We start from the raw sequence: 11,949 nt of genomic DNA on the forward strand, positions 1-11,949 counted from the left end.
CACATGACAAAGAAGACGCGGATCCGGGTCGCGCGCATAGCCGCGGGCGCGGTGATCGCCGCGGGCGCCTCGCTGATGGTGACCGGCGTGGCGTCGGCCGACCCGGGCGACAACGACCCGGGCTGCGGGCTCCTCGGCACCTGCCCGACCACCGAGCCGACGACCCCGGGCACCACGGAGCCCACCGACCCGGGCACCACCATCCCCACGGACCCGGGCACCACCAAGCCCACCGACCCGGGCACCACGAAGCCCACGGACCCGGGGACGACCCAGCCCACCGACCCGGGCACCACCAAGCCCACCGACCCGAGCAACGGTGGCACCGGGAACAACGGCGGCAACCAGAACGGTGGCACCGGGAACAACGGCGGCAACCAGAACGGCGGCACCGGCAACAACGGCGGTGCCGGCGCCGACAACGGTGGCGGTGTCGGGACCGACGGCAACCAGACCGTCCCCCAGGAGCAGGGTTCCTCGGCGCTGACCGACACCGGCTCGCAGGCCCCGGCCAACGCCACCCCGCAGGGCAACGGCAAGCAGCTCGCCGAGACCGGTGCGGGCGAGACCACCTTCCTGCTCATCGGCGCCGCGACGATGATCGCCGGCGGCATCGGCTTCCGGGTCCTGCCGCGCGTGATGGCGGGCCGCGGCGGCACCGCTGCCTGACCCGTGGCCACAGCCTCACGAGGCGTGCCCGGCGGATGACGACGAGGGGCCCGGAGCACACCGCTCCGGGCCCCTCGCTCGCTCTTGCGCCTCTTGCGCCGCGCCCCTGCGCGCCCTACGCGCCCTGGTGCGCCAGCAGCGCCACCGCGGCGATCAGCACCGCCAGCAGCGCGATCAGCGTCGCCGGATTGATCCCGGCGAAGAAGTTGCCGTTCTCCTGCTGCAGCCGCTCGCGGTTCGCGCGGCACACCGGGCACCGGCCCTCGCTCACGGGCGCCGCGCAGTTCGCGCACACCAACCGGTCGTACGTCATGCGCTCGCCCTCCTTGCACCGGTCACATACGGACAACGCCCGCGGGCACGCGAACGTTCCCTCTTCCACCATGCCAGGTACCCCGGCTTTCGGCGCGCGGTCCCCGCAGGTAACCCATGGCCCTTCGCGGAACGCGGAAAACCCGCCGCGGCACAGACGAGACGACGCGCGGACGAAACGGTGGCACGGACGAGACGGTGGCACGGACGAGACGGTGGCACAGACAAAACGTACTACTGTCCCGCAACCCAGACCGGCGACTGCGCGCGCACACCCGACTCGCGTATGGTCACGCTCATCTACCCCCGGCGACCCGTGGTGCATCCGTGATCCGATTCGACAACGTCTCCAAGGTCTACCCCAAGCAGACCCGCCCCGCTCTCAGGGATGTCTCCCTGGAGGTCGAGAAGGGCGAGTTCGTGTTCCTCGTGGGGTCCTCCGGCTCCGGCAAGTCCACCTTCCTGCGGCTGGTCCTCCGCGAGGAGCGGTGCAGCCACGGCCAGGTGCACGTCCTGGGCAAGGACCTCGCGCGCCTGTCCAACTGGAAGGTGCCGCAAATGCGCCGCCAGTTGGGGACGGTGTTCCAGGACTTCCGCCTCCTGCCGAACAAGACGGTCGCCGAGAACGTCGCCTTCGCGCAGGAGGTCATCGGCAAGTCCAAGGGCGAGATCCGCAAGTCCGTGCCCCAGGTGCTCGACCTCGTCGGGCTCGGCGGCAAGGAGGAGCGGATGCCCGGCGAGTTGTCCGGCGGTGAGCAGCAGCGCGTCGCCATCGCGCGGGCCTTCGTCAACCGGCCCAAGCTGCTGATCGCGGACGAGCCCACCGGCAATCTCGACCCGCAGACCTCCGTCGGCATCATGAAGCTGCTCGACCGGATCAACCGGACGGGCACCACCGTGGTGATGGCGACCCACGACCAGAACATCGTGGACCAGATGCGCAAGCGCGTCATCGAGCTGGAGCAGGGCCGCCTCGTCCGCGACCAGGCACGCGGCGTCTACGGCTACCAGCACTGACAGTCCACGACGGAAAGGCTTGACCAGACGCCATGCGCGCCCAGTTCGTCCTGTCGGAGATCGGTGTCGGTCTCCGCCGCAACCTGACGATGACGTTCGCCGTCATCGTCTCCGTCGCCCTGTCCCTGGCCCTGTTCGGCGGGTCGCTGCTGCTGAGCGATCAGGTGACCAAGATGAAGGGCTACTGGTACGACAAGATCAACGTCTCGATCTACCTGTGCAACAAGTCCAACGCGGAGTCCGACCCCAACTGCGCCAAGGGAGCGGTCACCGAGGACCAGAAGAAGGCGATCCTCGCCGACCTGCAGAAGATGCCGGTGGTGGAGAAGGTCACCTACGAGTCCCAGGACGAGGCGTACAAGCACTACAAGGAGCAGTTCGGCAACTCCCCGCTGGCCGCCGCCGTCACGCCGGACCGGATGCAGGAGTCGTACCGGATCAAGCTCAAGAACCCCGAGCAGTACCAGGTCATCGCCAGCGCCTTCAACGGGCGTGACGGCGTGCAGTCCGTGCAGGACCAGAAGAGCATCCTGGACAACCTCTTCACCCTGCTCGGGTACATGAACTGGGCCGCGCGCATCGTGATGCTGGTGATGCTGACGGTGGCGACCCTGCTGATCGTCAACACCGTGCGCGTCTCGGCGTTCAGCCGGCGCCGGGAGACCGGCATCATGCGCCTGGTGGGCGCCTCCGGCTTCTACATCCAGGCGCCGTTCATCATGGAGGCCGCGGTCGCCGGGCTCATCGGCGGCGCCCTCGCCTCCTCCATGCTGGTGGGCGTGCAGTACTTCGTGATCGACCACGGAGTGGCGCTGTCGACGAAGCTCCCGCTCATCAATTTCGTGGGCTGGGACGCCGTCCTCACCAAGCTCCCGTTCATCATCGCGGCGAGCTTCCTGATCCCGGCCCTCGCCGGTTCCCTGGCGTTGCGCAAGTATCTGAAGGTGTGACACATGCCAACGGGGCCGCACCGCCGAGCGCGCGTGCGGCCCCGTTCGTGTGTCCTAGACTCACCGCCATGTCAGACCGTGACCCGTTCTGTCAGCCCCGTCGCACCCGCACCGGGGCCGCTCTGACATTGGTCTTCGTGGGGGTGCTGGTGGCCGGCGCGGCGACCGGGTCGCTGCCCGGACACGAGCGCGGGTCCGCCGCGGCGGCGCCCTCTTCGCGTACGCCGCTCCCGGCCGCCGCCGGCCGGCACGAACAGGTCGCCCGGGCCGCCGCCGAGGCCGCCGCGTCCGGCAAGTCCCCCATGGAGGCCGCCGAACGGGCCGTCAGCCGCAGCGGCGACCGCTGGGGCGCCGTGTACTCGCCCGGCGACTACCAGGAGTTCCAGGAGGCGCTAGACGGCCAGTACACCGGCGTCGGCCTGTGGGCGCGGCGGGAGCGGGACGGCCGGATCGACGTGACCAAGGTGCGGTCCGGCTCGCCGGCCGCCGGGGCCGGGGTCCGCGCGGGCGACCGGCTGCGCAGCGTCGACGGCAGGCGGGTGGACGGGCTGCCCGTCACCGAGGTCGTCTCCCTGCTGCGCGGCGACGCCGCCGACGCGCCCGCCGGCACCGCCGTCACCCTGGGCCTCGAACGCGGCACGCGCACCTGGCGCGAGACGCTGCGCCGGGCCCGGCTGTCGACGGACCCGGTCGCGGTGCGGCGCCTGGCCGACGGCACGACCGTCATCAAGGTCACCGCCTTCACCAAGGGCACCGGCGACGAGGTCCGCGCCGCCGTGCGCGACAGCCCGGCCGCCTCCGGGATCGTCCTCGACCTGCGCGGCAACTCCGGCGGCCTGGTCACCGAGGCCGTCTCCACCGCCTCCGCCTTCCTCGACGGCGGCCTGGTCGCCACCTACGACGTGGACGGCGAGCAGCGCGCCCTGCACGCCGCGCCCGGCGGCGACACCGCCCGGCCCCTGGTCGCGCTCGTCGACGGCGGCACGATGAGCGCCGCCGAGCTGCTCACCGGCGCCCTCCAGGACCGCGGCCGGGCGGTCGTGGTGGGCTCCCGCACCTTCGGCAAGGGCTCGGTGCAGATGCCGACCCGGCTGCCCGGCGGCTCCGTGGCCGAGCTGACCGTCGGCCACTACCGCACCCCCGGCGGGCGCGGCGTGGACGGCCGCGGCATCACCCCCGACCTGGACGCGGGCGGCGACGCGCTGGCCCGCGCCCGCACGGTGCTGACCGGCCTCGGCGATCCCTCGTAGCCGGACGCGCCCGGGGGAGGCCCGGGGGCAGCCCAGGGAAATGGACTTTCCGCGTACCCCCGGGGCAGTGTCAAAATGGTCGGCACTATGGCTAAGGAAAAAGGGCGCAAGCTGATCGCGCAGAACAAGAAGGCGCGGCACGACTACCACATCCTGGACACCTACGAGGCCGGCCTGGTCCTCATGGGTACCGAGGTGAAGTCGCTGCGCCAGGGGCGGGCCTCGCTGGTCGACGGCTTCGTGCAGCTGGACGGCCACGAGGCGTGGCTGCACAACGTGCACGTGCCCGAGTACAGCCAGGGCACCTGGACCAACCACAGCGCGCGGCGCAAGCGGAAGCTGCTGCTGCACCGCGAGGAGATCGACAAGCTGGAGGCGAAGTCGCAGGAGACGGGTCACACGATCGTGCCCCTCGCCCTGTACTTCAAGGACGGCCGCGCGAAGGTCGAGATCGCGCTGGCGAAGGGCAAGAAGGAGTACGACAAGCGGCAGACCCTGCGTGAGAAGCAGGACCGCCGGGAGACGGATCGGGCCATCTCGGCGGTGCGGCGCAAGCAGCGGGCCTGAGCGGGCCCCTGGCGCCGGGCCGCCGGGCCGCCGGGCCGCCGGGAATACGCTGGCGGGGACCCGCGTTGGTCACGTACGATGGCAACGCACCGTGAGACCGGTGCACGCCCCCTCTCCGGAGGGCCTCCAGGGACTTCCCCGGAGGGCTTGAAAAATCAACATGGGGATGATCGGTTTCGACAGCGGTTGTCGAAGCAGGGGAAGCGTGTCGAGGAAGCGGCCATGATCTCGTAAACCACAGGCCGAAAAAAATAATCGCCAATACCAAGCGCGATTCCTCCCAGCAGGCCTTCGCCCTCGCTGCCTGATCTCAGGTAGCGATCGCGAGCCTCCTATACAGGGAGTGTCAGCCCGGGGCTGTTCCCGACCCGGATCCTGGCATCAGCTAGGGGACTAAACCTTGATCCCGGTCACGGGGTGAAGAGGGAAACCAAACAGTGACTGAGCCCGTCGGAGACTTGTCCGCGTGATCTCCGGGGCTGAGAAAATCGCAGCGGACTGCACACGGAGAAGCCCTGGTTCCGCACCGTTGGACGCGGGTTCGATTCCCGCCATCTCCACTCGCCCGCCCCCGCGCGGGTACCCCATGTGGGCGAAGGCCCCGTCGCTGCGAGCGACGGGGCCTTCGCCGTTCCCGTGAGCCCCGCCCGCAGCCGGGCCCTCAGCCGTACCCGCCCCTCGGCGCCCGCGAGGGACGATTTTCGGCCACTCCCTGACCGAGATCTTGTCATGTACGCAGGTGCCCTGCCTAGAGTTGCCGACGCACCCGGCCGGAACTGACTCCTCCGTCGCCGGGCGCATGGCCTGCGGTCGGGGGGGACCGCCACCACGTGTCTGCTCGCGTCCGCGTACCGGAGGACCCTGCGGACGGGCGCCCCCGGCTGCCCGTTCACGACGTCAGGGATCACCGTGAAGTCCAGATCAGGTGCCAGGTCACTGGCACCGCGCGGCCCAGGACGCCCCGCGCGCCTCCGCCTCGTACCCGCTCTCCTCGCCCTCGCCGTGCTGACGCCGTTCGCGGCCCGCCCCGACCTGCTCGACCACGCGCTTCCGGACGCCGCCCCGGTGGCCGACAGCTACGACGGCTTCGACGCCGCCGCGGCCGAGCAGCTGCGCGAGGACCAGTGCCTGATGGCGGGCGTCCTGCGCCAGGGCGGCCCCGGCATGTACGGCGTCGCCCAGAGCGCCCTGGACCAGGGCCCGGAGCAGCTGCACACGGCGGCGAACCGGGAGTACTGGAACAAGACCCCGCTGTCCGACGCGTTCGCCGCGGACCGGAGCGCCGCCGACAAGGAGGGCACCGCCCTCTACGACCGCGTCAACGCCTGGAAGATCTCCGGGCTGCCCGCCCCCGGCGGCTTCAAGTCGGTCGCCGACTTCGAGGACCCGCCGGGCCTCGGCGGCGACGACCGGCCGAACTTCTTCTCCCAGACCGGGCTGTTCCAGTGGACCTCGGCGCAGTTCTGGAAGGCCGAGGACGGCTTCTACGAGGACCCCACCCCGAAGGCCGACGACGCCACCGTCAAGGCCGTCAAGGACCTCGGTACCCCGCTCTACGGTAAGGACCCCGACCCCAACGCCCCCGGCCAGGACTGGCAGCGGGCGTACGCCGAGCACCAGGCCTGGGACGATCTGGTGAACGATGTCATGGAGCCGGCCGGCGCGGACAACGCCCGCCTGTTCCTGTCCTCCGGCGGCTTCCCGCGCACCGCGCCCGAGCCCGGCACCCTGGAGTACCGGGTGGCGGTCGAGGACCTGAAGACCCGGTTCGCGGCCTGCGCCTGGCGCACCCCGGTCGACCCGGACAAGGTGCTCGGCAAGGAGGTCGCCGCCGCGTCCGCCGAGTGGCAGCGGGAGATCTCCGGGCAGGCCGCCCAGCGCGACCAGATCCTGACCGCGAACGCCGGTGCCACCAAGGCCCTCGCGGCCGGCGCCAAGGCGCTCGGCGAGATGATCGGCCAGTCCTGGTACGCCGACCATCTCACCCGCTGGCAGGACTACTGGTCCGCCGGCGGCCCCGGCTGGATCGGTGACAGCCCGCTGGTCCTGCACGCCCACGGCTCCTCCGCCAACTGCCTGGAGGCGCAGGGCGGCAAGAAGGACAACGGCACGCCCGTGGAGATCTCCACCTGCAACGGCGGCGCGGCCCAGCAGTGGCGGATCAGCGGCGGCACGCTGGTCAACGTGAACTCCGGCAAGTGCCTGGACGTCAAGAGTTCCGGCACCGCGGACGGCACCGCCATCCAGATCTGGACGTGCAACAAGAGCGCCGCCCAGAACTGGCAGTACACCTCGCACGCCACCACGCGCCTGTTCAGCACCGGCACCGGCAAGTGCCTGGACCTCAAGACGTACACCAAGGGCCAGGACGCCCGGCTGTACACGTGCAGCGGGGGCGCCCCGCAGCAGTTCGACATCGTGCCGTCGGGGCACCAGGGCACCGACAGCCTGGAATACCCGAAGACGGCCCAGTTCGACCAGGCGAAGAAGGGCGTCGCGAGCGCCCAGGCCGCCGCGAAGAAGCAGCTCGACCTGCTGAAGGCGCAGGCCACGGCGGCCAAGAAGGACGCCACCGACACGGACACCGCCGAGCAGGCCGCGTACGCGATCGCCGACCAGCAGGGCGCCCCCCGGGGCCGCGCGCTGCTGGCGGGCCAGCAGAAGGCCCAGGTGACCAAGGCGTCCGCCGCCGCCCTGGACGCGATGGCGAAGGCGGGCGACACGGCGTACGCCGCCACCCGCGCCGCGGCCGGGGACAGCGCGACCATCGCCGCGCGCGCCCTGACGCAGGCCGCCGAGTCGAAGGCCGCGTTCCGCACGGCCGCCGCGCAGGAGGCGAACGCGCAGGCGAAGGCCGCCGCCGACGCCGCCGCGGCGCAGGCGCAGAACGCCAAGGACGCCCGGGACACCGCGCGGGCCAAGCTGGCCGAGACGCAGAAGGCCGAGGGGGACGCGAAGGCGGCCGCGGCCACCGCGCACGCCAAGCGGCTCGCCGCCGAGGCCGAGGAGGCCACCGCCAAGGCGGAGCAGGCCACCGCCGCGCAGAAGCAGGCCGAGGCCGCCGCGCACCGCAAGGACGCCGAGGGCTACGCCAAGACGGCCGACGACGCCAAGGGCCGGGCCGAGGCCGCCGCGTCCACGGCGGCGGACAAGCGGCAGGCCGCCGAGCAGGCCCGGGACGACGCCAAGGACAAGCGGGACGACGCCTGGGACGCGGAGAGCAAGGCGAACGCGGCCCGCGCCCACGCCGACGCCGAGGACGCCTACGCCGACGCCCACGAGTCGGCGGCCGACGCCAAGGACTCCCGGGCCGCGGCCGACGACGCCGACAAGGCCGCCGACGACGCCGAGAGCGCGGCCACGTCGGCCCGCGGCGAGGCGGACGCGGCCACCCGGGCAGCGGCCGACGCGGACGCCGCAGCCACCCGCGCCGAGGCGGCCGCCCAGCGCGCCCGCTCCGACTCCGACGCCGCCCAGGCCGCCAAGCTCACGGCGGACGCGGCGGTACGCACGGCGACCAGCGCGGCGGCGGACGCCATCACCGCGTCCCAGGCGGCGGCGACCGCGGCCCGTACCGCGGTGCGGCTGGCCGACGAGGCGGAGAAGCACGCCGCCGACTCCAAGAAGCAGGCGGACGCCTCCCAGGCGGAGGCCGACAAGGCCGTCGCGGGGGCGGCCGACGCCGCCGGGCACGCGTACGTCACCGCGCAGGCCGCGGAGGACGCCCGCAACTCGGCCCAGCAGGTCGCCGCCCCGGCCAACGACGCGATCCAGCTCGGCTCGCCCTACGTCACCACCGACTCGGCGGCCGGACTCGCCGTCCTGACCGGCCAGTCCTCCAAGACGATCGCCGAGCAGCAGCAGGCGGTCGCCGAGGCGCACGCCCAGAACGCGCAGCAGGCCGCCGCGCAGGCGCAGAGCACCGCGAACGCGGCGACCGGCGACGCCAAGGCCGCCTACACCATCGCCGCCGAGGCCGCCGGTCACGCGGCGGACGCCCGCAAGTCGGCCAAGGAGGCCCTGGGCTACGCGGCCGAGGCGGCCCAGGCCGCCGCCGACGCGCAGAAGTCACTGGCCAACACCCTGGAGTACGACCGCCAGGCCGGCGAGGACGCGGCGGCGGCCGACAAGGCCGCCGGGAACGCCGAGGGCTACGCCAAGGACGCCCGGGACTCCGCCGACCAGGCGGCCCTGGACGCCGACGCCGCCCGCACCGCCGCCTCCGAGGCCGAGCAGGCCGCCAAGGACGCCCGGACCGCGGCCGACCGCGCCGACGCCGACGCCACCGCGGCGGAGCAGGCCGCCAAGGACGCGCAGAAGTACGCGGACTCCGCGCAGCAGGCCGCCGACGAGGCCGACCGCAAGTCGGCGAACCAGCAGGTGTCCGACGGCGCGGGCATCGGCATGGAGCACGTCTTCTACGTCGTCGGCAAGGTCACCGAGGCCGGCCCGGCCAAGCAGCTCAACGACTGCCGGCTCACCCTCAAGGGGTGCACGGTGACGTACGAGCTGCACCTGGACGTCTCGGTCAGCTACTACTACTGCACCAACCCGGACGTGCCCGCCACCGAGTCCGGCTGCCCCAAGGCGGACACGGTGTTCCTGGGCACCGACGTCCTCAAGAACCGGACGACCGACTGGACGCACCACTTCAGCGCGGGCGACATCACCCGGCTCGGCTGGGAGAACCTGTTCGGCCAGACGCTGGGCGACGTGCTGTACGCCATCGTCCTGCACGACGCCATCGACTGCTACCACGGCAGCGCGGGCGGCTGCGCCCTCGCGGCGGCCGTCTTCGTCCCCGGCGACAAGATCGTCGAGGCGCTCCGGTACGCCGGCCTGGTCGAGGACGCCATCAGGACCGGCGTCGACGCCGAGAAGCTGCTCGGCAACCTGAAGGCGATCTTCGGGGAGGCGCCCACCGCGAAGGACCTGGCCGACCCGGACAGCGTGGCCGGGATGGCACTGCGCCTCGCCAAGCGCATGGCGGGCCGCTCGCAGGCGGCGAACAGCCTCGACCTGGACCTCGTCAAGAAGCTGGAGAGCAGCGGCGCCAAGTTCAACCGGGCCGACCTCGTCATGGTGGTCCGCTACCCGCGGCCCGGCGTGCCGGTGGCCTGGCTGGAGATGGGCAACGCCAAGGCGGGCCTGGTGCACATCATCTTCCGGCACGCCGGTGAGTTCATCGAGCGGGGCATCGCCTCCGAGGACATCCCCAAGGTCCTCAACAAGGCGCTGACCGAGGGGGAGATCGTCGGCTACCAGGGCGCCGACAAGGGCCGCCCGATCTACGAGACCGTGTACAACGGAAAGGTGCAGCGCATCGCCATCACCGTGGGCGACAACGGATTCATCGTAGGAGCGAACCCCGCATGACCGCCCGTACGTCCCGTACGTCCCCTGCGTCCTCCGCCGCCGCCCCGCGCCACCTGCTCGTCCGGGCGGCCGGGGACGGTGACTCCCCGCTCCTCGCGGCCCAGGACCCGGAGAGCGGCTCGGACGACCTGTCCGGTCTCACCGCCCCCCTGCCGCTGGACGACCCCTCGCTGGGCCTGCCCGGCCGGCTGGCGGACCGCCTGTCCGCCTGGTCCCGGGCGCGCCCGGCCACCGGCTCCGCCGCCCGCGAGGACGTACGGCGGCACGCGGCGGAGGGCCTTTCGGCGGCACAGGCGCTCGCCCGGCACCTCGGCCCGAGCTGGGTCGTGCGCTACCGGGACGAGAGCCACGGCACGGCGAAGTTCCTGTGCTGGGGCTGCGACCGCCTCCACTGGAGCGGCGACGCCCACGGCACCCCGCCGCACCCGCTCGCCCTCACGGTCCTCGGCGAGTACAAGTGGTCCCCGCTGCGGGCGGAGGGCTTCGGCGACTTCGCCCCCGACGACCCCGCCGCGGGCCTCACCCTGTCCGACGCCCTCGTGGCCGAGCTGTACACGTGGTCGAAGGACATCGACGCGAGCATGGAGCGTTACCTGAACGACCGCGACGAGGAGGCCGACGACGCGCGCCGGGAGGAACTGGACCGCCGCGGCCGGTCCCTGGCCGAACGCGTCGCCCACGAGGCGGGCCCGGACCGGACGGTGACCTACGGAGGTCTCGCCTGACCCCACCTGCCCGCCCGCGGCCCGCACCCCTGCAACAGGGGCGCGGGCCGCGGTGTTTCGGCGGGTGAGGCGGACTACAGGGCGCGGGGTGCCGACTGACGGGCCTCGGTCTCGACCGCGTGCAGTTCGTCCATCGCGGCGCGGAACTCCGGGGCGTCCTTGCCGCCGCTCTCGTTGACGGCCGCGAGGGCGGCATGGTGCCGGGCGTGGAGGTCGGGACGCCGTTCGATCTCGACCTGGACCTGCCCGTGCGTGAGCCAGTGCTGGAGGTGGCCGATCCTGCCGTCCTGGATGGCCGTGGCCAGCGCCTGCCCCTGGTGCTGTTCCCTCTCGCCCAGCCGGTGCGGGGCGACACGGGCCAGGGCGACCCGAACCGCCTCCGGGGTGCGTTCGGGGCGCGGGACGAGTCCGTGCCCCTGCTCGGGATGCGTGGTCACACCGGACTCCGTCGAGTGTGCTTCTGCGCCCACGGTACTGGCAGCCACCGGCATCAGGAGGCGTCCCGCGGCGGTGACTCCAGCTCGAACCAGACCGTCTTGCCGATCCCGCACGGCCGGGGTGCGGCGCCCCAGTCGGCCGCCAGCGCGGCCACCAGGGCCAGGCCCCGGCCGGACTCGTCCTCCGGGGCCGCCCGGCGCGGGACCGGCAGCGTGTCGTTCGCGTCGGTGACCGTGACGCGCAGCCGGCCCCCGTCCTCCAGGACGCAACGCGCCCAGATCTCCCGGCCCGGGGACGTCCTCGCGTGGCGGTACGCGTTCGTCATCAGCTCGCTCAGCAGGAGTACGGCCGTCTCCGTGACCTCGTCCGGGATCTTCCACGAGGCGGCCTGCTCGCGCAGCAGCGTGCGGGCCCGGCCCACACTGCGGGCGTGCCGGGGCATGCGCCACTCGATGTCACGGGGGAGCGCGCCGGGGGAGCGGCGGGGTGTGGAACTGGGCGGTGGGGGCGGTGGTGGTGTCGTCGGCATGGGGTGGGGTTCCCTCGCGTGTGGTTCTCCGTCGTTCTGTGGGCCAAGGCTGGCGTCGTGCGTCTAGCCTCGGGAAGTAGCGATTCGGGTACGCAGCGTGCTTGTACACGGTGCGA

At 72.6% G+C, this 11,949-nt stretch carries 10 protein-coding genes and 1 other RNA gene; 8 read left to right on the plus strand and 3 right to left on the minus strand.

The annotated features are described in order from the left end of the window. Positions 1-3 precede the first annotated feature (3 nt). A complete protein-coding gene (locus ABZ858_RS31930; RefSeq protein ID WP_361386534.1) occupies positions 4-669 on the plus strand; it encodes an LPXTG cell wall anchor domain-containing protein in 666 nt (221 codons plus the stop codon). A gap of 115 nt (positions 670-784) precedes the next feature. Here ABZ858_RS31930 and ABZ858_RS31935 read toward each other — a convergent pair whose 3' ends face one another. Further along, complete coding sequence (locus tag ABZ858_RS31935) at positions 785-982, minus strand: hypothetical protein (RefSeq protein ID WP_361386537.1); 198 nt, start codon at positions 980-982, stop codon at positions 785-787. Positions 983-1,308: 326 nt separating this feature from the next. Here ABZ858_RS31935 and ftsE point away from each other — a divergent pair, with 326 nt between their 5' ends. From ftsE to ABZ858_RS31970, 7 genes are all read left to right on the plus strand, one after another. Next, positions 1,309-1,998 (plus strand): cell division ATP-binding protein FtsE, encoded by a 690-nt coding sequence (gene ftsE, locus ABZ858_RS31940; protein ID WP_361386540.1) that lies wholly within the window; start codon positions 1,309-1,311, stop codon positions 1,996-1,998. Between the two features lie 32 nt (positions 1,999-2,030). After that, complete coding sequence (ftsX, locus tag ABZ858_RS31945) at positions 2,031-2,948, plus strand: permease-like cell division protein FtsX (protein ID WP_361386543.1); 918 nt, start codon at positions 2,031-2,033, stop codon at positions 2,946-2,948. 68 nt (positions 2,949-3,016) lie between these two features. Then, positions 3,017-4,198 carry a S41 family peptidase gene (locus ABZ858_RS31950; protein WP_361386546.1) on the plus strand — a complete coding sequence of 394 codons (1,182 nt, stop codon included), beginning with the start codon at positions 3,017-3,019 and terminating at the stop codon, positions 4,196-4,198. 87 nt (positions 4,199-4,285) lie between these two features. Next, positions 4,286-4,765, plus strand: a complete 480-nt coding sequence (gene smpB, locus ABZ858_RS31955) for an SsrA-binding protein SmpB (protein ID WP_361386549.1) — start codon at positions 4,286-4,288, stop codon at positions 4,763-4,765. A 162-nt stretch (positions 4,766-4,927) separates the two neighbouring features. Further along, positions 4,928-5,328, plus strand: a transfer-messenger RNA (tmRNA) gene (ssrA, locus tag ABZ858_RS31960). 346 nt (positions 5,329-5,674) lie between these two features. Further along, entirely contained in the window at positions 5,675-10,141 is a 4,467-nt protein-coding gene (locus ABZ858_RS31965) for an RICIN domain-containing protein (protein ID WP_361386552.1), read from the plus strand. Next, positions 10,138-10,866 (plus strand): hypothetical protein, encoded by a 729-nt coding sequence (locus ABZ858_RS31970; RefSeq protein WP_361386555.1) that lies wholly within the window; start codon positions 10,138-10,140, stop codon positions 10,864-10,866. Before ABZ858_RS31965 ends, ABZ858_RS31970 begins: the two co-directional genes overlap by 4 nt. 74 nt (positions 10,867-10,940) lie before the next feature. On the opposite strand, the gene ABZ858_RS31975 is transcribed toward ABZ858_RS31970, so the two are convergent. Both ABZ858_RS31975 and ABZ858_RS31980 read right to left on the minus strand, forming a co-directional pair. Then, the gene (locus ABZ858_RS31975; protein WP_361386558.1) at positions 10,941-11,303 is read right to left on the minus strand and encodes a hypothetical protein; all 363 of its coding nucleotides are present in this window, start codon (positions 11,301-11,303) and stop codon (positions 10,941-10,943) included. 53 nt (positions 11,304-11,356) lie between these two features. Then, entirely contained in the window at positions 11,357-11,746 is a 390-nt protein-coding gene (locus ABZ858_RS31980; RefSeq protein ID WP_361386796.1) for an ATP-binding protein, read from the minus strand. Positions 11,747-11,949: the final 203 nt, after the last annotated feature.

Origin of the sequence: Streptomyces sp. NPDC047017 (assembly GCF_040644175.1) — a bacterium.
In the GTDB taxonomy this organism is placed as follows: Bacteria; Actinomycetota; Actinomycetes; order Streptomycetales; family Streptomycetaceae; genus Streptomyces.